We start from the raw sequence: 21,694 nt of genomic DNA on the forward strand, positions 1-21,694 counted from the left end.
AGCGGTTGATTTTCTTTAGAATTTTGCAATTTTAAATAAAAAATCAACCGCTTGTTTTTTATTTTTTCTTCTGTTGTAACATTGCCATTAAGTTAGCAATATTGGCAGAAGTTTTTTCCACTTTTTGAGCTTCGGTCATTCGGGGCTTTTCATTTTCCCACACTAAATCATCTTGTGGGAGTTCTAGCAAGAAACGACTTGGCTCGGGCTTAATGATTTCACCATATTGACGACGTTCTTTACACAGTGAAAAAGTGAGTGTTTGCTGGGCTCGGGTAATGCCAACATAGGCTAATCGCCGTTCTTCGTCCACATTTTCTTCATCCAGGCTGGTTTGGTGCGGTAAAATCCCCTCTTCCATTCCGATTAAAAACACGTGCGGAAATTCCAATCCTTTAGAAGCGTGTAAGGTCATTAACTGCACTTGGTCGGCTTCATCGTCATCTTCGCCACGTTCTAGCATATCCCGTAAGGTAAGGCGATTCACAACTTGCACCAAATTCATTGGCTCTTCAATTTCATCGCCTTCCAACATACCTTGCACCCACTCAAATAGTGTCTGCACATTACGGCTTTGCATTTCTGCGACTTTCGGATTTACCGCCATTTCATATAAATAGGCTTCATATTGAATTTTGGCTAACAGATCTTTAACCGCTTCAATCGGGTCGGAACGTACAGCTTGGTCAGAAATTTCAACAATCCAACGGGCAAAATCTTGCAATGCTTGATAAGGCTTTGGCGTAAGACGTTGAATCAACTCAAAATCGAAAATCGCTTCAAATAAACTGACCTGTTTTTCATTTGCCAACAAGCCTAATTTTTCTAGTGTTGCCACCCCGATTTCACGCTTAGGGGTATTCACAATACGCAAAAATGCAGCATCATCATCTTGATTTACCACCAAACGCAAATAGGCCATCATATCTTTAATTTCCGCACGGGCAAAAAACGAAGTACCACCTGAGATTTTATACGGAATACGGTTTTGCATTAGCAATTTTTCTAGCAATCGAGACTGATGATTGCCACGATACAAAATCGCATAATCTTTATATTTTGTTTTTCTAGAAAAACGGTGGGCGATTAGCTCGCCGACAATTCGCTCCGCTTCGTGTTCTTCATTCTTCGCCTCAATCACATTCAGCTTTTCGCCCTCGCCTAACTCTGAAAACAGCCGTTTGCTAAATAAGTGATCGTTGTTATCAATCAAAATATTGGCACAATGCAAAATCCGCTGGCTGGAACGGTAATTTTGTTCCAACTTAATCACCTTTAAATCAAAATCTTCCCGCAGACGTTGCATATTTTCAGGCTTTGCCCCCCGCCAAGAGTAGATTGATTGGTCATCATCGCCCACCACAGTAAAGTTAGGCTCGTTGCCGACAATCAATTTAATCAATTCATATTGGCTGGTATTGGTATCCTGATATTCATCGACCAATAAATAACGGATTTTCTGCTGCCAACGTGCTTTTGCCTCCGGGAACTGGCGAAACAGCAATACCGGCAACATAATCAAATCGTCAAAATCTAAAGCGTTATAGGCTTTAAGCTGATTTTGATAAAGTTGATAAAAATGCGAAAAGACTCGTTCACGCTCATCACGCACACGAGTTAAAACCATTTCAGGCGAAAGCAGATCGTTTTTCCAATTTGAAATAGTTGAAATTAACGCTTTCAGAAGCTCTTTATCTTCCGTCACATTTTCAGGCAATAAATGTTTAAGCAAAGCGATTTGATCGTGCTCGTCAAACAACGTCATACCTGATTTAAAACCCAATAGCTTATATTCACGTTTTAAAATTTCAAAACCAAGGGTATGAAAGGTTGAAATGGTTAGCCCTTTACTGCTTTCTTTGCCGATAGAATGAGCCACCCGCTCACGCATTTCACGAGCAGCTTTATTGGTAAAAGTAACGGCAGCAATCTGTTTCGGCGAATAACCGCAATGAGCAATCAAATAGGCAATTTTATTGATAATGACCCGAGTTTTGCCCGAACCGGCCCCTGCCAGCACAAGGCAAGCCCCTTTGGTATATTCCACCGCTTGTTGTTGTTGAGAATTTAGTTTCATTTTATGGATAGATTACTATTTTTGACGAGCTATTTTAGCGAAAATGCAACAAGCGGTCTAATTTTCCTTAAAAATTGCAAAAAATTTTAAGAATTAAACCGCTTGTAAAAATTGATAGAAAATCCCTGAAAATGTAAATTTTTCCTTTCAATCTTCTCGCTTTACCTATATCATTATTAGTTGGTTTTTTAGATAAATTACCTGATTTTATTAGTCCTTTTCTTTTCTCAACTTTTTTATAAGGGAAAACAACAGTAGATGGAAAAATTAGAACAGAAAGCTATCATTGAGCTTAAGAATGTAACCAAAAGCTACGGTAGTAAAACGATTCTTAAAAATTTAAATTTAACCATTAATGATGGTGAGTTTTTAACAATTTTAGGCCCTTCAGGTTGTGGTAAAACAACTGCTTTACGTTTAATTGCAGGTTTTGAAGAATTAACGGAAGGTTCGATTATTCTTGATGGTCAAGATGTTTCTAATGTTCCTGCTGAACAACGTCCGGTTAATACTGTGTTCCAAAGCTACGCGTTATTCCCTCATATGACGATTTTTGAAAACGTGGCCTTTGGTTTACGTATGCAAAAAGTGCCAAGTGCTGAAATTGAGCCTCGTGTAATGGAAGCATTACGTATGGTTCGCTTAGAAGATAGAGCTCAGCAAAAACCAGCTCAGCTTTCTGGTGGCCAGCAACAACGTATTGCGATTGCTCGTGCAGTGGTTAACAAACCAAAAGTATTATTATTAGATGAATCTCTTTCTGCGTTAGATTATAAATTGCGTAAAGAGATGCAAAATGAATTAAAAGCATTACAACGCCAATTAGGCATTACCTTTATTTTCGTTACTCACGATCAGGAAGAAGCCTTAACAATGTCTGATCGTATCATCGTAATGAATGGTGGTAAGATTGCACAAGATGGCTCCCCGCGTGAAATTTACGAAGAACCGAGCAATTTATTCGTAGCCCGTTTCATCGGCGAAATCAACGTGTTTGATGCAACCGTTATTGAGCGTATTGATGCGAAAAATGTAAAAGCAAATGTTGAGGGGCGTATCTGTAATATCAAAGTAGAAGATATGGAAGTTCAGCCAAATCAAAAACTTAAAGTATTGTTACGTCCTGAAGATATTATAATTGAAGAATTAGATGAAAATGAAAGCTCTAAAGCAATTATTGGTCACATTATCGATCGTAACTATAAAGGGATGACCTTAGAATCTAGCGTGAAACTCGATCATAATGGCTTAAATGTATTAGTAAGCGAATTCTTCAACGAAGATGATCCTAATATTGACCACGAAGTCGGTCAGAAAGTGGCATTAACGTGGTATGAAGGCTGGGAGGTTGTGTTAAACGATGAAGGCGAACAGTAGATTCCAAAATGGTGCGGTCGCAACTATTTTCGGTTGGTTATTACTTTTCGTATTAGTGCCGAACGTACTCGTTTTAATTATTAGCTTTTTAACAGAAAACCGCCAAAGCCAATACTTTGTTGATTTTGCATTTAGCTTAGATGCGTATAAATCATTATTTAATGATACTTATGCAACAGTATTATGGAACTCGCTTTATATGGCGGGTATTGCAACATTTTTCTGTTTAATTATTGGTTATCCTTTTGCATTTATTATTGCAAAAATGCCAGCGAAAATTCGCCCGTTTTTACTCTTTTTAGTAGTGTTGCCATTTTGGACTAACTCACTTATTCGTATTTATGGGATTAAAATTTTCTTAGGTGTGAAAGGCTTTTTAAATGAAAGTTTATTAGCTTTAGGTATCATTAATGAGCCTATGCGTTTATTAAACTCAGAAATTGCGATTATTATTGGTTTAGTTTACATCCTATTACCTTTTATGATTTTGCCACTTTATTCATCTATTGAAAAAATTGACAACAGATTATTAGAAGCGGCTAAAGATTTAGGTGCAAACGCATTCCAACGTTTTATAAGAGTAACCATTCCTCTTACAATGCCAGGCATTGTTGCAGGTTGTTTATTAGTATTACTTCCAGCAATGGGAATGTTCTATGTTGCAGACTTATTAGGCGGCGGTAAAACACCATTAGTCGGTAATATTATTAAGAGCTTATTCTTAAATACTAACCAATTTGCTTTAGGCTCTGCGGTGAGTATTGCATTAACAATTTTAATGGCATTAATGCTTTATGTTTACTATCGTGCAAATAAATTATTAAATAAAAAGGTGGAGCTTGAATAATGAAAAAAGTATTTAGAAACCTTTTTATGCTTGTGGTGTTTGCTTATTTATATATTCCAATCATCATTTTAGTAATTAACTCTTTCAATGAAGATCGTTTCGGCTTAAATTGGAAAGGTTTTACGTGGAATTGGTACGAGCGTTTATTTAATAATGATACATTAGTGCAAGCAACAGTAAACTCATTAACCGTTGCCTTTTTTGCTGCAACCTTCTCAACAATTTTAGGTGCATTAACCTCGATTGCTCTTTATCGCTACCGTTTCCGTGGTAAAAAATTAGTGGGTGGAATGCTGTTTGTGGTAATGATGTCGCCTGATATCGTAATGGCAGTATCAATGCTTGTGCTATTTATGATTTTAGGGATTAAGCTTGGCTTTATTTCTCTTTTAATTGCCCACATTACCTTCTGTTTGCCTTATGTAGTGATTGCTATTTCATCACGCTTAAGCGACTTTGATGGCAAAATGCTAGAAGCAGCAAAAGATTTAGGGGCAAGTGAGGTAACGATTTTACGTAAAATTATTTTACCATTAGCATTACCTTCAATTATTTCTGGTTGGTTATTAAGTTTTACGATTTCGTTAGACGATGTTATCGTGTCCTCTTTTGTAACAAGCCCAAGTTACGAAGTATTACCACTGAAAATCTTCTCATTGGTTAAAACGGGTGTAACTCCTGAGGTAAATGCGTTAGCAACTATTATGATTATCTTCTCTGTTACATTAGTGGTATTAAGCCAGTTAGTTGTAAGAAAGAAAGTATAATTACTTAAATAGCAAAAAATAAACTGCATCTTAAAATTAGCACTTTGCTGATAAATTAAGATGCAGTTTTTTATATCAAGCAAGCGGTCAAATTTTCGCTAAAATTTTCAAATTTTAACCAAACGAAAAAGCATTTAAATTAAAATCCTTTTTTAGTAGTAATACAGTATCTTTAGCATATTTACAAAACTTTTAATTTACGTTATTAATAAGGTATTGATAACCTAATAAGAATAAGTCTTATGCTGAAGTTTATATTTAAACGCCTTCTAGAGGCAGTCCCGACCCTATTTATTCTCATTACATTTTCATTCTTTCTAATGCGATTAGCCCCAGGCAGCCCATTTACCACAGAAAAAGCTTATCCACCTGAAGTAATGGCTAATATCGAAGCTAAATACCATTTAAATGAACCGCTTTATAAGCAATATTTTATTTATATGGAAAATCTGTCTAAAGGCGACTTTGGTCCTTCCTTCAAATATAAAGATCAATCCGTTAATAATTTAATAGCCTCTGCTTTCCCTGTTTCATTAAAACTAGGTATTATCTCTTTTATTTTTGCAGTCATTATTGGTTTAACCGCTGGTACTGTGGCCGCTCTCAAACAAAATAGTCGGTGGGATTATTTGATAATGGGCTTTTCAATGACAGGCATTATTATGCCAAGCTTTGTATTTGCTCCGCTGCTAGTTCTCTTTTTTGCTATTTACCTAAAATGGCTACCGGCAGGTGGTTGGAATGGCGGGCAAATCTACTATATGGTACTGCCAGTTCTTTCTTTAACTATCAGCTATGTTGCAGGTATTGCCCGTATTACTCGTGGCTCAATGATTGAAGTGTTACATTCTAATTTTATTCGCACAGCCAAAGCCAAAGGTTTACCAATGAGTAAAATTATTTTTAAACACGCTCTACGCCCTGCTCTGTTGCCTGTAATTACTTACTTAGGCCCTGCTTTTGTTGGCATTATTACAGGCTCGATGGTAATTGAAAGTGTGTTTGGTTTACCTGGCATTGGTCAATTATTTGTAAACGGTGCATTAAACCGTGATTATTCATTAGTACTTAGTCTTACCATTTTAGTGGGAACCCTCACTATTTTATTTAATGCGATTGTCGATATTTTATATGCGGTAATCGACCCTAAAATTCGTTATGCATAAGGAGCGGAAAATGCAAAATTCTAATAAAAACCAACCGCTTGTTGATATTACAGCTACTGTTCAAGGAAGAAGCCTATGGCAAGATGCTCGCCGTCGTTTTTTCCGCAATAAAGCCGCGGTTGCTAGCCTTGTAATTTTATGTTGTATCCTACTATTTATTACATTTGCCCCAATGCTAATGCCATTTAGTTATGAAGATACCGACTGGGATATGATGGGTATAGCTCCTGACTTTGCCTCACAGCACTATTTTGGTACTGATTCTTCTGGACGAGATCTATTAGTACGTGTAGCAATAGGTGGACGTATTTCATTAATGGTCGGGATTGCCGGTGCATTTATTGCCGTAATCATTGGTACCATTTATGGTGCAATCTCAGGTTATTTTGGTGGTAAAGTAGATATGGTAATGATGCGTTTTCTCGAAATTTTAAGCTCATTCCCATTTATGTTCTTTGTTATCTTACTCGTTACCTTCTTTGGGCAAAATATTTTCTTAATTTTTATTGCCATTGGTATGGTCGCTTGGCTCAACCTTGCTCGAATTGTACGTGGTCAAACTCTTTCACTTAAAAATAAAGAGTTTGTTGAGGCTGCTATTGTATGTGGTGTTTCTCGCCGCCAAATTATCTGGCGACATATTGTGCCAAATGTACTAGGTTTAGTGGTTGTGTACGCTTCTCTTGAAGTGCCTGCACTGATTTTATTTGAATCTTTCTTAAGTTTCTTAGGCTTAGGTACGCAAGAACCAATGAGTAGTTGGGGAGCCTTATTAAGCGATGGAGCCGCACAAATGGAAACTTCACCTTGGTTGCTCGCATTTCCAGCCTTTTTCTTATGTTTAACGCTGTTTTGTTTTAATTTTATTGGCGATGGTTTGCGTGATGCACTCGATCCAAAAGATAAATAGAGGTTTAAAATGAAATTATTAGAAGTAAATAATCTCGATGTTTATTTAAAAACGGACGAAGAGTTAGTTCACGCAGTACGTAATGTCTCTTTCTCTATTGAAAAAGGGCAAACCTTAGCTATTGTTGGCGAATCTGGCTCGGGTAAATCAGTAACATCAATGGCCATAATGCAGCTGTTGCCAAAAAATATTGTAAAATTTGGACAAAACTCAAGCATTATTTTTGAAGAACAGGATTTATTAGCCCTTTCTGAAAAATCAATGCAAGCGATTCGAGGCGATCGTATTGGTATGATTTTCCAAGAGCCAATGACCTCGCTAAACCCTTATATGCCAATAGGTAAACAAGTTGCTGAGGCAATTCAAACCCATAACCCGCAACTTAGCAATAAAGATGCTGAGAAAATGGTGCTGGAAACCTTGCAAAAAGTAAAAATTCCAGATGCTGAGAAAAAAATGGTTTGTTATCCGCACGAGTTTTCGGGTGGGCAATTACAACGTATTATGATTGCGATGGCAATTATCAATAAGCCCGATCTCTTAATTGCTGATGAACCAACTACTGCATTAGATGTTACCACCCAAGCAGAAATTTTAGATTTAATGCACGATCTGCAAAGTGAAATGGGAATGGCGATTATCCTAATTTCTCACGATTTACGTTTAGTGCATAAATACAGTGATTTTGTTTGTGTAATGCAAAATGGGGAGATTATTGAAAGAGGCGAAACTGAGCAAGTATTTACAAACCCTCAGCATCCTTATACGGTTGAATTACTTACCCCAATTCCAGATAACTTAAAAAGTGATTTAGCCCCTAATGCTCCAACCTTAATTCAAGCAGATAATATTGAGGTGGATTATATTTTAAAACGTTCTCTTTTTGGTAAACCCCAAAAAGCCTTTAATGCGTTAAAAGATATTTCACTTGAGCTAAAAACAGGCGAAACCTTAGGAATTGTTGGTGAGTCAGGCTCTGGTAAATCAACTCTAGGTCGTGCAATTATGCAGATCTTAGATTATCGTGGCAATATTACCTTTGATGGTAAAACTGTAGCTAAACTAGGCAAAGCAGAACATCAAGCATTGAAAAAAGATATGCAAATGGTGTTCCAAGATCCTTTTAATTCGCTTTCTCCACGTTTAACTGTTGGCGAAATTATTGCCGAAGGCTTAACGGTACACTACCCACAAATGAGCAAAGCGGAACGTCGTGAAAAAGCAATGAAAATTCTAGAAGAGGTTAATCTTAACCCATCGATGATCAATCGCTATCCTCACGAATTTTCTGGCGGGCAAAGACAACGTATTGCCATTGCAAGAGCGATTATCTTAGAACCTAAATTTGTGCTATTAGATGAACCGACTTCAGCACTGGATCGTTCCACTCAGATCACAGTAATTGAGCTACTTAATCGCTTACAGAAAAAATATGGTTTAAGTTATATTTTTATCAGCCACGACCTTTCTGTTATCCGAGCATTAAGCGACCGTGTAATTGTAATGAGCCAAGGTGATATTGTTGAAAGTGGTAGCGTTAAACAGATCTTTGAAAACCCACGACAAGATTACACCAAGCGGTTAATTTTGGCTTCTAATTTGTAAAAAACAAAGCCTTGTGATTAAAATAGCAAGGCTTTATTTTTTATACCATTCCCGATTGTTTTCACTTCTGTTAAGTTCCCACAAAAATATTATAGAAACTTTATTCGTTTTTCTCCCTCTAATCCCCTACATTATCAATTTAAATCAGGTAATGAATTATTAATATAATCTAGTGGTATATATGAACAAAATAATCACATTAGCAACAACTATTATAATGGCTAGCAGTCTAGCACACGCAGCAGGCGAATAAAGTGATGCACACGAAACTCACAAAAGTACAGTTAAAACAGAGAGTGCTAAATATAGCTGTCAAAGTGGCAAAAAAGTAACTGTAAACTACGGTTTTAATAAGCAAGGAATTCCTACTTATGCTGAGGCGGAATTAGAGGGTAAAACTCGTTTTATGCCAATTAATTTAAATACCACAGATATTGCGGGCACAAATTTTGGTGATGAAAATAACTTTAGTCTATCCGCTGCTCAGATGGAATTAGACAACTATCGCCAAGCAAGCATTAATATCCTAAACCCTGCAAGTGAAATCTTATATAAAGCTTGCGAACCAGTGAAAAAATAATTAGGATAGCAACCTCACTTATCTTTAAAAATCATCTTATATGATGAGACGAAGAAATAGACTAAATCAATAAATTTCTACATAAAGCCTTACTTTTACAAGTGAGGTCTTATTTTCGTCAAAGTTCTATCCATCGTTTCTAATTTCTCCCTTTTTATTTATACTTCTTTTGATTAAATAAAAATCATTATCACTTGCAAAAATATAAAAGTTAAAATAAACTTACAAAAAATAAGGCCTTTTTCCATTATGGAAATAAGGCATTATTTTTTTAATTTCAATTTATTTTAATAACATAATAAAAGGAGAATATATGCAATATCCCTTTAAACTTAGTTTATTGGCGGTGTCTTTAATTTCTGTCTATGGCTATGCAGATGAACAGCTCAATCTAGATACAATTGATGTTGTTGCAAGTAAATTTGCTGAGAAAGATAAAGTTTTTGTAAAAACCAATGCAAATAGTACCCGAGAAAATATCGCACTATCAAATCAACAATTAGATAATATCGTTCGCTCTGTACCAGGTGCTTTTACCCAAATGGATAAATCTCAAGGCACAGTCTCAATTAATATTCGTGGTGGCTCTGGATTTGGACGTGCTAATACGATGATTGATGGTGTCCCGCAAACTTTCTATGCAAGTTCAGCTGATGGAGGTGGTAGAGCTGGAGGAACCTCACAATTTGGTACAATGATCGATCCTAGCTTTGTTTCTAGTCTTGATGTTGAACGAGGAACATTTAGTGGTGGTAGTGGTGCAAACACTTTAATGGGATCTGCAAACTTCAAAACTATTGGTGTTGATGATGTGCTTGAGAAAGGAAAAAATGTCGGTGCTATGACAAAAATACAGTTTGGCACAAATGCGATTGGTCCGAATTATATGGGGGCAGTTGCAGGAAAAGCTTCTTTTGAAAATGAGCGATCTTTAGGCTTTTTATATGGGTATAGCTGGCGAAAAATTTCACAAGATTACAAAATTGGTGGTGGTAGACGAGTAACAGAAAGCTCTATTGATCTAAACAATCCAGATTATATAGAAGATGAGTATGATATTGCTAATACAACAACCTCCCCTTTTAATGCGGAAAACCTGAAACAAAAGCCACAAAGTCATTTGGGGAAAATTGAATATAATGATCAATACCAAAACTTGACTTTAGGTTACCGTAAATATGCTTCTGAAGTTGCTCAGCGAAAATTAAAAAATGATACTTATCAAGTAAATTATAACTTTAAGCTGCCAGATACAAATTGGTTAGATTTAGGTGTTTTATATGCAAGAACACAAGGTATACAACAATATGATAAAGGAGTTAAGATTTTTGGTAAAAGTTTAAAGGAGGATTTAGAAACACGTAATAATACGTCTGTTTTTGATATTCATAATACTTTCCATCTACCATTTTTATTTAATAGTGATCTTGATTTAACTTTTGGTTATAACCGTTTATCGACTAAATTTGATAAAAATCGCCATCCTGCAGAAATCAATATTAATTTAGAAGAAGATGAAACCAATGAGGATAATAATTGCTATGGCTTAAATTGTGTACGTAAGTCTCTTTATACTTCTACTTTTCAGGCAGATGGTAAACAAAAATTTGATACTTTTTATCTAGATAGTGCCTTGACCTATAATATTTTTGCACTTGATGCTAGTGTCAATTTGGTGAAAAGTAAGCACCAAGGTAAGAGTTTTCGCTATCTACCACACTATATTCAGGAAATAGAAAATGGAAAATATCGCTTAAGAAAAAATAATGATCAAATTGCACTTGCTGAGTTAGATAGTAAATTAACCGCATTAGGAAAACAGCATAATTGTGATTATGATGCAGAATATGATGAATATGAATGTCCTGATATTAATATTCCGTTTGATCATCATGGTAAAAAGAAAAAAGTAAATTATTCTGTTACACTTTCAGCAAATATGAATGATTTATTTACGCCTTTTGTAAGTTATTCTAAAACACACCGTTTGCCTAATATTAATGAGATGTTTTTCTCAAGTCTTGGGCATTATGGTGTAAATACTAACCTTAATTCAGAACAAGCACGTACATTACAAATAGGTTTCAATGGCTTTAAAGAAAACCTATTTAGTAGTAATGACAAATTGGGCTTTAAAGCTTTAGCATATAAAACCAATATCCAAGATTATATATTCAATGTACAGCGTTTCTCTTATGATGGAAATGGGCCTTATATTTATCATCGCAATAGAGCTGAAGAAAAAGTGAAAATGAAAGGTTTTGAGCTAGAACTTAGTTATGATATGGGGCGATTTTACGCTAATTTAGCTTATGCCCGCCAATTGACGAACCAGCCAGCATCTTATACTGATGCAAGCTCAAGAGTAGATACAGGCTCAGATTATGCACGTACAAGACAAGGTTTTGGGTTAAGTAAGATTTCAATTTTACCTAATAGCTATGCCTCACTTGATATTGGTACACGTTGGTTTGATGAAAAATTGATTATTGGTGGTATTGGAAAATACTTTGGTAAGAGTAAACGTGCTTCTATTAATGAAAAACCAATTGTTGGTGAAGATACAAGATTAATAGAAAATCAAAGAGAGATAGAAGATATTCCAAAACAGCCTATCATTTTTGATTTCTATGTAAGCTATGAGCCAATTAAAAATTTAGTAATTAAAGGAGAAATTCAAAATATTTTTGATAAAAAATATATTGACCCGCTTGATGCAAATAATGACTCAGCGAACCAAACTATTTTTAACTTAGATTTAAGTGACAAAGATATTACTGTGCTAAATAATTTTGCACGTGGTCGAACGTATGTAATGAGTTTAAACTACAAGTTTTAATCCATACGAATAAATAAAAGCGAGTTCAAAATTCTACTGAACTCGCTTTTATTTTATTAATGCCCACTTAATACTTTTGCAGGCTCTAACTTCGCCGCACGGTTTGCGGGGTAAAGGCTTGCCGCCAAACTTAATATAATGGTCGCTGTTAAAACATAAGCGACATCTTGCCAATGTAATTCACTTGGTAAGAAATCAACAAAATAGACTCCGTCAGAAAGTAATTTTACTCCGATAAAGCCCTCAACCGCTTTAATGATAGCGGTTAAATTTAGCGATAAAATTACGCCTAAAAGGATGCCAAATAATGCCCCCTTCATTCCGGAAAGTAAGCCATACCATAAGAAAATTCGACGGATAAAACTATTATTTGCCCCAAGGGTTCGCTGAATCGCTATATCGCCTTGTTTATCTTTAACCGCCATAATTAAGGTTGAAATGATATTAAAACAAGCCACACCGATAACCAGTACCATTGCAATATACATCACGGTGCGAATTAGCTGAATATCGTTATACATATAGCCGAATTTTTCAATCCAAGTATTCAAATAAAGCGGTTGTGAATAACCGTTAAGTTGAGGCATTGCTAAATTCTGAACCTCAAAAGGATTGGTAAGACTGATTTCAAGCCCGCTAATTTCATTTGGTTGGTACTCCATTAATTCTTGGGCTTTATTAAGTGGAATCAAAGCATAACTGTGATCAAGCTGTCCGTCTAAACGCAAAATGCCTGTAACCGGCATATTAAAACGTAGCGGTTGAGCAAGTTTGCCATTTTCTGTCGGCTGGGGAATGAGCAAGGTAACATCATCTCCAGCTTCAACTTCTAAGGCTCTGGCAATCCCTGCTCCTAAAATTAAGCCGTCTTCATCCGCTTTAAATTGTTCGGAAAAGGCTTGCCATTGTGATTGTGGAATAAACTGGCTAAGACGACTAACTTGATCTTGCTTTTGCGGATCAACACCTCTCACCTGTGCAATTTTAAGTTGTGAGCCATTTTCAATTAAGGCGGTAAAACTCACAAAAGGCGAACTAGCGGTAATATTTTTGCTCTGTTTTACTAAATCTTCTAGCCTTGCACTATCTTGAATCGCAACGCTTTGATTACCTTGATAAGAAACCAGTTCAGCGTGCGGTACCACCGAAAGCACACGGCTGTTAAGCTCTCGTTCAAAGCCATTCATTGCACTTAATCCAATAATCAGCACTGCCACTCCAAGGGCAATCCCAATACTTGAAAATAGTGAAATTAGAGAAACGAGTCGATTTTTCTGCTTGCCTCGTTGGTAACGCCAACTAATAAAAAACGGAGTATTCATTAGTTCTCCTCGCTTAATACACCGTCTCGCATCACTAAGCGACGAGAAAGTTTATTGGCTAAGTTTAAATCGTGGGTTACCAATAAGAAGGCAATATTTTGCTCTTGGTTTAATTGTTGAATTAAGTCAAAAATGCTTTCCGTGGTTTTTTGATCCAAATTCCCTGTCGGTTCATCTGCCAGCACTAATGCAGGGTTATTGACTAACGCACGGGCAATCGCCACCCGTTGCCGTTCGCCACCTGATAACGCTGACGGGCGATGTGTAATTCGGTGTGATAATCCGACCGCTTGTAACATTTTTTCAGCCCGATTTGCCGCCTCGGTTTTATTTTGTTTGCCGATTAACATTGGCATCATTACATTTTCAAGAGCAGAAAAATCTGCCATTAAGTGGTGGAATTGGTAAACAAAGCCTAAATTTTGGTTACGCAGTAGAGCCAACTTATCTGAACTTAGTTTTTGCAACGACTGCCCACGAATCCAGACTTCCCCCGAGCTTGGCTGATCTAATCCGCCAAGGGTATGCAATAAAGTGCTTTTGCCCGAACCGGAACTACCGACAATCGCCACCAATTCGCCGGCATTCATTGAAAAAGAAACCTCTTTCAATACCTGAACTTTCTGCTCACCTTCATCATAAAATTTGCTGATATTTTCACAGCGAAGTAATTCTGTCATTTTTTATCCTATTCGTATCTCAATGCCTGTGCCGGCTCAATTTTTGAAGCTCTATATGCAGGGTAAATCGTGCAAAGTAGCGAAAGCAAAATCGATAATGCAATAATAATTGCCACTTGTGAGCCGGAAATTAAAGTCGGTAGCTGAATAAATGGATTAACCAGTGCTACTATTTGGTCTAAATGATTGGCTATAAGCACCCCAAGCAATCCACCAATAATCGAACCAATTACACCAACAATCCCCCCTTGGAACACAAAAATCTGCATTACTTGTTTTTTGGTTAAGCCTTGGGTTTGCAAAATAGCAATTTCGCCCTGTTTATCCACTACCATAAGGCTTAGCGAGGTAACAATATTTGAGATCGCCACCACAATAATTAAACTAATTAGCAAGCCCATCATATTTTTTTCCATTTTAACCGCTTGGAAAAATTCGCCTTTTTGTTCTCGCCAGTCACTGATTTGGTAGCTATCTTCGCTGAAATATTGGGGAAGTTCCGTAACTTGAAATGGATCTTGCAGGTAAAGTCTTACCCCCTGGACTTGATCTTCCGGAATTCTCAATAAACGCCCGACATCAACTAAATGAGCAAATAAAGTAAATTCACTTGCCTCACGGTTAGAGTGATAAATACCTGAAATCTCAAACAAACGTTGTACAGGCACACGCCCCATTGGCGTATATTGGCTATTTTCGGTAATCATTAAACGAAGTGTCTCACCAACGGCTAAATTTAGTTTATTTGCCAAACGAGAGCCTACTAATACTTTAAATTCGCCTGCGGGTAATAATTGCGGAATATTTTCAGCTGTTAATAGCGGATCATCTGTCGCATTTTCAACACCGATAAGTTGCCCAGCATTAATGCCGTCGGCACTTTGAATAATCACATTCGCTCGGTTAATGGCGACACTTTGTTTGGCAAATTCCGGCAAGCTTAATTTTTCGTTTTTATCAAAATTGCCTTCAAGGGGCGAAACTATAGCGTGTGGTAAAGTGGAAAGCAGATTGGTTTTCTGCATATTTTCCAAACCATTCATCACAGACAACACTATTACCAATGCCATAACACCTAGCACAATACCAAGGCTTGCGAGATTGGTAACAAGTCGCCCGAAACGGTCGGCACTTTTCGATCTAAAATAACGAAACGCAATAAAAAAAGGGGTTAAATTCATCTCTATCTTCTAAAATTATGAATAATACAAGCGGTCATTTTTTGCTGAAAATTTGCAAATTTTCGCTAAAAAACAACCGCTTGCTTAATTTTTAGGCTATTTACCTGTTGCCACAAACTCTTCCATATTTTGAGTAACTTTATTTACCAATGTTGTTACCGCCGAATCACTTGCCCAAGCAACGTGTGGGGTAATCAATAAATTTGGTAAGCATTTTGCAGCCAAAATCAATGGATTATCTTTTTCCGGCGGTTCTTTTACTAAAACGTCTAAAGCCGCACCGGCAATTTTCCGTTGCTCTAATGCTTCAAGTAAGGCTTGCTCATCAATTAAAGGACCTCGCCCTGTGTTGATAATATAAGCCGTTGGTTTCATTAAGGCTAAGGTTTCCGCATTGATTAAATTTTGCGTTTTTTCCGTTAAAGGGCAATGTAGCGAGATAATATCCGCCTGTTTAAACACCTCTTCAAAAGCGGTATAACCTTCACGAATTTCAGTTGCCCCTTGGTGTTCTGCAAAAATTACCTTCATTCCGACCGCTTGTGCAAGGCGAGCAACTTCAGAACCGATATTTCCTTTACCAAAAATCCCTAACGTAGAACCCTGAATATCTTGAATCGGGTAATCGACATAGCAAAACTGTCCACAAGTCGCCCAACGGTCTGAGGTAATTAAATCACGGTAATAATCGGTTAAACGATGTTTGAGTGAGTAAATCATACCGATCACGTGTTCAGGCACCGTTACTGAGGAATAGCCCGTTACGTTTTTAACTGCAATGCCTAACTCTTTTGCTGCCACTAAATCGACATTGTTCGTCCCTGTTGCGGTAATGGCAATCAGCTTTAATTTCGGCAGTTGAGAGAGTAATTCTCGTTGTAATAATACTTTACTGGTGACGATAATATCCGCATCTTTTACCCGTTCAAAAGTTTGCTCAGCGGTTGTCGAATCAAATTCTGTCCAACTATGCGGAAAACTTGGGCGAGGGATATTGTGGGTAGCAGGAATGCCGGTACGGTCAAGGAAAACAATATTAAGTGGCTTAGTCATAAAGGCTCCAAAGGGGCAAAACTGTTTTGCCCCAATAAAGAAATTTAGTTAGATGTGTCAATTTCAGCAAATGATTTTACTAAATCATCAACCGCTTTCATTTGAGAAACAAAAGCTTCTAATTTTGAAAGCGGAAGAGCTGACGGGCCGTCACATTTTGCTGAATTTGGATCTGGGTGAGCTTCTAAGAAAAGCCCTGCCAAACCTACCGCCATACCAGAACGGGCAAGCTCGGTAACTTGATCACGGCGACCGCCCGATGCAGCGCCAAAAGGATCACGGCATTGTAGTGAATGAGTTACGTCAAAAATTACTGGACAACCTTTTGACACTTTTTTCATAATGCCGAAACCTAACATATCCACCACTAAATTATCGTAGCCGAAGTTGGTTCCACGGTCGCACAGAATTACATTTTCATTGCCACATTCTGCAATTTTTTCCACGATATTGCCCATTTGCCCTGGGCTTAAAAATTGTGGTTTTTTCACATTGATAACCGCACCAGTGCGAGCCATTGCTTCCACTAAATCTGTTTGGCGTGCTAAAAATGCAGGCAGCTGAATCACATCAACCACTTCGGCAACAGGTTTACATTGGTAAATTTCGTGTACATCAGTGATGATGTTCACACCAAAGGTTTCTTTTAATTCTTGGAAAATTTTTAACCCTTCTTCCATTCCCGGTCCACGATATGAATGGATTGATGAGCGGTTTGCTTTATCAAAAGATGCCTTAAATACATAAGGCACATTCAGTTTTTGGGTTACTTCAACATATTGTTCGCACACACGAAGTGCCATATCACGGCTTTCAAGCACGTTCATACCGCCAAATAGAGTAAATGGCTTATTATTCGCCACTTCAATATTGCCAACTTTTACAATTTTATCTGTCATAGGGGGTCCTTGTTTAATTTCCTAGCACGGCATAGCCGTACTAGGTTAAGTATGATTCAGCTCCTTTGGAGCTGTAAAGCAACGGGCTGCAAAGCAGTCCACTTATATGTAACCTAGTACGTATTTGCGTGCTAGGCAGTTTTCTCTGTTAATCTTTCTTTCATATCAATGCACTAAACTTTCTTGGCTTTTTCGTACCAAACCTTGTACTTCCATTTTTAAAATTTCAGCGGAAGGGTCTTCAGGACATTGGTCGATAAAGTAGTTAATATCTTCAAGGGCGGCTTGGTAACAGTCCATACTTGCCAATACCATTCCACGATCACGAATTTCGTATGGATCTTCAGGGCTTAATGCCAAGCGGTATTCAATTAAGCGTAACGTTTCTTCGTATTTGCCTTCACGGGTTAATGCCATTTTAAATACGGTTTCGATACGTTCCAATAATTCGCCCACCTCTGCTCGTTTTAATAGGGCTGGGGTTACTTCCACACCAAATCCCATTTCGCCTTCAAGCCATTTATTTAGCATTTCAATCGTTAAAAATTCTCCATTCCAAGGGTTGATAAAACGCACTTTTATTGCCCCGTTTGGCTGGCGGATTTCTGCCCGTAAAATTAACTGCGTAGGAAAATTTACAGGGTAAAGCGGAATGTCCAACACTGCCGCCAAATAAAGCACAATCGCCCCAAGCGAAACCGGCATTCCTCGTTTTTTACGAATAACTTGGTTTAGAAGTAAATTTTCGGTATGGAAATAGTCTTCATAATAGCAATGAAAGCCCCACTCTTGATACACAAGGCGAAGTAGCTGGTTAATACGTTCTTCATCGCTTTCAGCATTCACGTTATATCGAGCTTTTTTCACTAATGCGGACATCTGCCCAAACACTTGAGGCTCACTTACGTCGCTGTCAATTAAAGTGGTTAAGCGTAAAATTTCACGATAGAGATATTTTTTTAATTCCACATCGCTAATCGTAATTTTTGGCTCTTCCAACTCTTTTAATAATTCTTCAATAATATCGTCCATTTTCTGCCTTTATTTTAAAACTGCTTTCGTTACACGATCATTTCCACCATAATCTTGAACCGTTTCAATATGTTGCCATAAATTCACATCAAACAATTCACGCACTTTTTCACCTTGCTGCCAGCCGTGTTCAAGTAGTAAAGCCCCATTTGGCTTTAAATAAAGCGGTGCTTTTTCAATGATTTTTTGCAAATCACTTAAACCGTTATTATCGGCAACTAAAGCAGTTAAAGGTTCAAATCGCACATCGCCTTGGCGGAGATTTTCATCATCACTATCAATATAGGGCGGATTAGATAAAATCAAGTCAAACTGCTGATTTTCAAGAGCCGAAAACCAATCGCTTTGCAAAAATGCTACATTACTAAAGCCTAAATTCTGTCGATTTTCTTGTGCAAGCTCAACTGCCGCTTGTTGGTAATCTACCCCTACAATCTGGGCTTTATTACCGAGTTCACTTGCCATTGCCAAGGCAATCGCCCCAGTGCCTGTGCCTAAATCCAGAATTTGCAAAATTTCCGTTGAATTTAACCGCTTGTCAGCCTCTTCTAAAGCTAGTTCGACTAATCGTTCTGTATCTGGTCGAGGAATAAGGGTTGCGGTTGAAACTTTTAATGGCAATGACCAAAATTCTCTTTCACCTAAAATATACGCCATTGGCTCGCCTTTTGTTCGGCGAGCCAATTTTTCTGATAATTCAGCTAATTCTGTTTCAGATAACTCGGTTTCCGAAAAAGCAAAAATTGCAGATTTTGAGCGTTTTGTTACCGCTTGTAGTAATAAATTCGCATCTAATTTTGCGTTTAGATAAGGATCTTTTTCTACATTTTCTAGTAATTTCTGCTCAGCAAAAGAGAGCCATTGTTGGTAATTCATTTTTACGTTCAAACGCTAACTATAAAGTATTTACACAACTACCTGTACGAACATTACCAGATACTTTCTGCTCAATATTAAAGGCTTTTTTTGTGAAATTGCTAACAGCTAAGTTAATGTTAGTTGTGCTTGATTGATTAACTTGCTGTCTTAAAGCATCAAAATATTGTTTCTCTAAGCTATTTTTCTCTTTATCGGTTTTAAGGTTCTCTAGAACCTCTTCAGAATGTGAGCGAGATACCTTACCTTTTGTGAAAGTATAAGTCAGAGTATTATCTGCAAATGCCCAACTACCAGAACGCTCTAAGGTATAGTTAAATAGAGGATTTTCAGCAGGAAGAATCATATTACCAAGATAAGTCACCCCGCCCTTCTCCGTTAATTTTACTTTATTTGATGTACCTGCCACACCATTCATTGTACACGCCCACTCTCCTACAAAATGCTGAGAAGTTGGTGTAATAATTTCATTATCATTTGAATCAATAAAACTATTACAAGCAGACAATAAAGCAACTGTTGAAACAACTAAAATTTTTTTCATTTTATATTCCTCGAATAATCTAACTAAAATTAAAAAATAAAATCAATCCATTTATAAATAAGTATCTAACCAGCTTAATTTAGCAATCTAATTCTTTTCCAAAATATGCAAATATTCTAATGTTTTATCATCACTATATTGTCGATTGCTATCTGCTTTAAAACGTTGATATTCTTGACCAACAAAATCATAATGACCATATCTCGAACAGATTTCTTTAATATCAGAAAAAGTCATCAACCCTTCATTATTATAACTAATAAAAATATATTTAAACTCTGCATTTTCAATTAAATGTTCAAATACTTTTTTAACTACACCCTTCTGACAATAATTTGATTTAGTGTATTCTCTTAATCCTGTTTTACCTTTTGGAATAAAATCATCATAAAGAGCTATAGTATTTAATAAATGATAATTTGCTCCATATTGCCTTGCATTATATGGTGGATCTAAATAAAGAATATCTCCAGAAATTTGGGTAATTAAGTCATTGCTATCTTGATTATAAATCTCAGTTTCAGCCGTACCAATATTAAATAAAGCTGGCTCTAAACGCATTTCTTTTAAGGCTGTTCTCTTTAGTTTTTTTAGATAAGCACCATAAACCGAAGCCGTATTAGCATGTTTATCTGCACTTTCTAGTAAAGAAGCAAGGCAAAAGAAAAATAACGCTTCTGAAATTTCCCTCTTTTCATAAAGAAATTGAATATTTTGTCTTATGCGATCAATTAGCTTTCCATTATATTCAGAAAAATAAAGCCTATTTGAAGAACCGTTTTCACTATACTCATTAAAAATAAACCTTCTATCTTCTTGAAGGATATTGTTTTCTAAGAAATCAAATAATGAAAAATAATCAAATTGTTGATTATTACCAATATAATTTTTAGCTAAGACATAGCTATAGTATTCTAAATCATTAGTAATTATTTTCTTTACTTGATTCTTTAATGAGTGAGAAATAATACTAGTTCCTGAGAATATTTCAGCAAATACTTTATCATCTAATCTTCCTACTGTCTCTTTGATGGTTGAAATAACAAAACTAGATAATTTATTCTTTGAGCCTATATAATTCACTAAGCATAATCATTTGTTAATAAAATAACAAATGCCTCAGTTTGATAAGCCTTTTCGCCTGTTGATTTATGTTTATATTTAAATTTTATTTTATAAGGATTCTCTAACTTATTTTCTTCAATCGCTTGTCTTATTTTTATAGGTTCGATATTTTCATCTAAATAAACAATAAACAAACGAGGCTCAGCACCAAATCTACCTTCATCTTGATAAGTATAGAGATATTCTGCTACTTTTTCAGGATATTGAATGGCAATATCTTTCCATTTCTCACCAAATTCTTTTTTAAATTCATTAGTTGGACTACGAGCAACTTTTTGGTCAAAACTTACACCATTAATAAAGAAATCTAATCCTCTTGAATGGTAAAGAGTAGGAATAACATTTTCATTATTTAAAAAAATTAATGTCTCCAGATAATCATTTCTTTCAGTATTAATTTCTTTAATTCTTCTATAACGAATTGCTGCGTCTTTAACTTTTTGATCTTTATTTGTTCGAGCTTCAGAAGATGAATTTATTTTTTGTACAAAGCTATCAAACTGGCCTTGAGAAAAAGGCCATTCAATGTTACCCAAGCCAAGCTGATTCCATTCTTGTAATAAAACTGCGATATTATTTTCGCCAGATAATCCTTTTTTATATTTATCTGTTTGCTTAAATAATTGACGAATAATTTGATACGCTTGTTGATAATCCCAATGTTCAACAATAAGATTATAAGCTTCTTTAGCATTTTTTACTTTTGTTTGAACCCCTAGTAAAGCCAAAAAATCCATTGCATTTTTTTGATTACCAAAAATTTTTTTAACTAACTCTTGGCTAATCATTCGCTTTATATCAACATTATTCATCA

At 36.3% G+C, this 21,694-nt stretch carries 18 protein-coding genes and 1 pseudogene; 8 read left to right on the forward strand and 11 right to left on the reverse strand.

Annotated elements, in window-relative coordinates:
• Positions 1-58: 58 nt before the first annotated feature.
• Entirely contained in the window at positions 59-2,077 is a 2,019-nt protein-coding gene (gene rep / locus PTQ27_RS08460) for a DNA helicase Rep (protein ID WP_273748141.1), read from the reverse strand.
• A 258-nt stretch (positions 2,078-2,335) separates the two neighbouring features.
• On the opposite strand from rep, the gene potA reads away from it, so the two are divergent.
• The 8 genes and pseudogenes from potA (at position 2,336) to PTQ27_RS08500 (ending at position 12,168) form a co-directional block, all read left to right on the forward strand.
• The gene (gene potA / locus PTQ27_RS08465) at positions 2,336-3,454 is read left to right on the forward strand and encodes a spermidine/putrescine ABC transporter ATP-binding protein PotA (protein WP_273748142.1); all 1,119 of its coding nucleotides are present in this window, start codon (positions 2,336-2,338) and stop codon (positions 3,452-3,454) included.
• Positions 3,438-4,301, forward strand: a complete 864-nt coding sequence (potB, locus tag PTQ27_RS08470) for a spermidine/putrescine ABC transporter permease PotB (protein ID WP_273748143.1) — start codon at positions 3,438-3,440, stop codon at positions 4,299-4,301. Before potA ends, potB begins: the two co-directional genes overlap by 17 nt.
• Entirely contained in the window at positions 4,301-5,068 is a 768-nt protein-coding gene (gene potC / locus PTQ27_RS08475) for a spermidine/putrescine ABC transporter permease PotC (RefSeq protein WP_273748144.1), read from the forward strand. Before potB ends, potC begins: the two co-directional genes overlap by 1 nt.
• 242 nt (positions 5,069-5,310) lie before the next feature.
• The gene (oppB, locus tag PTQ27_RS08480; RefSeq protein WP_273748145.1) at positions 5,311-6,234 is read left to right on the forward strand and encodes an oligopeptide ABC transporter permease OppB; all 924 of its coding nucleotides are present in this window, start codon (positions 5,311-5,313) and stop codon (positions 6,232-6,234) included.
• A gap of 10 nt (positions 6,235-6,244) precedes the next feature.
• On the forward strand, positions 6,245-7,144 hold the full coding sequence (gene oppC, locus PTQ27_RS08485; RefSeq protein ID WP_273748146.1) for an oligopeptide ABC transporter permease OppC: 900 nt from the start codon (positions 6,245-6,247) through the stop codon (positions 7,142-7,144).
• 9 nt (positions 7,145-7,153) lie between these two features.
• The gene (locus tag PTQ27_RS08490) at positions 7,154-8,749 is read left to right on the forward strand and encodes an ABC transporter ATP-binding protein (RefSeq protein ID WP_273748147.1); all 1,596 of its coding nucleotides are present in this window, start codon (positions 7,154-7,156) and stop codon (positions 8,747-8,749) included.
• A 307-nt stretch (positions 8,750-9,056) separates the two neighbouring features.
• Positions 9,057-9,329: pseudogene (locus PTQ27_RS11570) on the forward strand (ACP-like domain-containing protein); the annotation flags it as partial.
• 313 nt (positions 9,330-9,642) lie between these two features.
• A complete protein-coding gene (locus PTQ27_RS08500) occupies positions 9,643-12,168 on the forward strand; it encodes a TonB-dependent receptor domain-containing protein (RefSeq protein WP_273748149.1) in 2,526 nt (841 codons plus the stop codon).
• A gap of 56 nt (positions 12,169-12,224) precedes the next feature.
• On the opposite strand, the gene lolE is transcribed toward PTQ27_RS08500, so the two are convergent.
• The 10 genes from lolE to PTQ27_RS08550 all read right to left on the reverse strand — a co-directional run bounded on the left by lolE (position 12,225) and on the right by PTQ27_RS08550 (position 21,692).
• The gene (gene lolE, locus PTQ27_RS08505; protein ID WP_273748150.1) at positions 12,225-13,490 is read right to left on the reverse strand and encodes a lipoprotein-releasing ABC transporter permease subunit LolE; all 1,266 of its coding nucleotides are present in this window, start codon (positions 13,488-13,490) and stop codon (positions 12,225-12,227) included.
• Positions 13,490-14,170 (reverse strand): lipoprotein-releasing ABC transporter ATP-binding protein LolD, encoded by a 681-nt coding sequence (lolD, locus tag PTQ27_RS08510; RefSeq protein ID WP_273748151.1) that lies wholly within the window; start codon positions 14,168-14,170, stop codon positions 13,490-13,492. The genes lolE and lolD overlap by 1 nt, the downstream gene beginning before the upstream one ends.
• A gap of 8 nt (positions 14,171-14,178) precedes the next feature.
• Positions 14,179-15,351 carry a lipoprotein-releasing ABC transporter permease subunit gene (locus PTQ27_RS08515; protein WP_273748152.1) on the reverse strand — a complete coding sequence of 391 codons (1,173 nt, stop codon included), beginning with the start codon at positions 15,349-15,351 and terminating at the stop codon, positions 14,179-14,181.
• Positions 15,352-15,447: 96 nt separating this feature from the next.
• Positions 15,448-16,404 carry a 2-hydroxyacid dehydrogenase gene (locus PTQ27_RS08520; protein WP_273748153.1) on the reverse strand — a complete coding sequence of 319 codons (957 nt, stop codon included), beginning with the start codon at positions 16,402-16,404 and terminating at the stop codon, positions 15,448-15,450.
• A 44-nt stretch (positions 16,405-16,448) separates the two neighbouring features.
• Positions 16,449-17,303, reverse strand: coding sequence for a 3-deoxy-8-phosphooctulonate synthase (kdsA, locus tag PTQ27_RS08525; protein WP_273748154.1), 855 nt, complete (start codon positions 17,301-17,303; stop codon positions 16,449-16,451).
• Positions 17,304-17,468: 165 nt separating this feature from the next.
• Positions 17,469-18,335 carry a SirB1 family protein gene (locus tag PTQ27_RS08530; RefSeq protein ID WP_273748155.1) on the reverse strand — a complete coding sequence of 289 codons (867 nt, stop codon included), beginning with the start codon at positions 18,333-18,335 and terminating at the stop codon, positions 17,469-17,471.
• Positions 18,336-18,344: 9 nt separating this feature from the next.
• Positions 18,345-19,211 (reverse strand): peptide chain release factor N(5)-glutamine methyltransferase, encoded by an 867-nt coding sequence (gene prmC, locus PTQ27_RS08535; RefSeq protein ID WP_273748156.1) that lies wholly within the window; start codon positions 19,209-19,211, stop codon positions 18,345-18,347.
• 19 nt (positions 19,212-19,230) lie between these two features.
• A complete protein-coding gene (locus PTQ27_RS08540; RefSeq protein WP_273748157.1) occupies positions 19,231-19,755 on the reverse strand; it encodes a hypothetical protein in 525 nt (174 codons plus the stop codon).
• Between the two features lie 87 nt (positions 19,756-19,842).
• Positions 19,843-20,838, reverse strand: a complete 996-nt coding sequence (locus tag PTQ27_RS08545) for a DNA adenine methylase (protein WP_273748158.1) — start codon at positions 20,836-20,838, stop codon at positions 19,843-19,845.
• Positions 20,838-21,692 (reverse strand): hypothetical protein, encoded by an 855-nt coding sequence (locus tag PTQ27_RS08550; protein ID WP_273748159.1) that lies wholly within the window; start codon positions 21,690-21,692, stop codon positions 20,838-20,840. The genes PTQ27_RS08545 and PTQ27_RS08550 overlap by 1 nt, the downstream gene beginning before the upstream one ends.
• Positions 21,693-21,694 lie beyond the last annotated feature (2 nt).

This window comes from Mannheimia cairinae (assembly GCF_028649535.1).
Classification (GTDB): domain Bacteria; phylum Pseudomonadota; class Gammaproteobacteria; order Enterobacterales; family Pasteurellaceae; genus Mannheimia; species Mannheimia cairinae.

Bases quoted from the DNA above. Each gene is read 5' to 3' on its own strand.
- PTQ27_RS08520 (WP_273748153.1), bottom strand. From the start codon at position 16,404: ATGACTAAGCCACTTAATATTGTTTTCCTTGACCGTACCGGCATTCCT.
- lolE (WP_273748150.1), bottom strand. From the start codon at position 13,490: ATGAATACTCCGTTTTTTATTAGTTGGCGTTACCAACGAGGCAAGCAG.
- PTQ27_RS08530 (WP_273748155.1), bottom strand. From the start codon at position 18,335: ATGGACGATATTATTGAAGAATTATTAAAAGAGTTGGAAGAGCCAAAA.
- potC (WP_273748144.1), top strand. From the start codon at position 4,301: ATGAAAAAAGTATTTAGAAACCTTTTTATGCTTGTGGTGTTTGCTTAT.
- oppC (WP_273748146.1), top strand. From the start codon at position 6,245: ATGCAAAATTCTAATAAAAACCAACCGCTTGTTGATATTACAGCTACT.
- potA (WP_273748142.1), top strand. From the start codon at position 2,336: ATGGAAAAATTAGAACAGAAAGCTATCATTGAGCTTAAGAATGTAACC.
- PTQ27_RS08500 (WP_273748149.1), top strand. From the start codon at position 9,643: ATGCAATATCCCTTTAAACTTAGTTTATTGGCGGTGTCTTTAATTTCT.
- lolD (WP_273748151.1), bottom strand. From the start codon at position 14,170: ATGACAGAATTACTTCGCTGTGAAAATATCAGCAAATTTTATGATGAA.
- rep (WP_273748141.1), bottom strand. From the start codon at position 2,077: ATGAAACTAAATTCTCAACAACAACAAGCGGTGGAATATACCAAAGGG.
- potB (WP_273748143.1), top strand. From the start codon at position 3,438: ATGAAGGCGAACAGTAGATTCCAAAATGGTGCGGTCGCAACTATTTTC.
- PTQ27_RS08550 (WP_273748159.1), bottom strand. From the start codon at position 21,692: ATGAATAATGTTGATATAAAGCGAATGATTAGCCAAGAGTTAGTTAAA.
- PTQ27_RS08490 (WP_273748147.1), top strand. From the start codon at position 7,154: ATGAAATTATTAGAAGTAAATAATCTCGATGTTTATTTAAAAACGGAC.
- oppB (WP_273748145.1), top strand. From the start codon at position 5,311: ATGCTGAAGTTTATATTTAAACGCCTTCTAGAGGCAGTCCCGACCCTA.
- PTQ27_RS08515 (WP_273748152.1), bottom strand. From the start codon at position 15,351: ATGAATTTAACCCCTTTTTTTATTGCGTTTCGTTATTTTAGATCGAAA.
- PTQ27_RS08540 (WP_273748157.1), bottom strand. From the start codon at position 19,755: ATGAAAAAAATTTTAGTTGTTTCAACAGTTGCTTTATTGTCTGCTTGT.
- kdsA (WP_273748154.1), bottom strand. From the start codon at position 17,303: ATGACAGATAAAATTGTAAAAGTTGGCAATATTGAAGTGGCGAATAAT.
- prmC (WP_273748156.1), bottom strand. From the start codon at position 19,211: ATGAATTACCAACAATGGCTCTCTTTTGCTGAGCAGAAATTACTAGAA.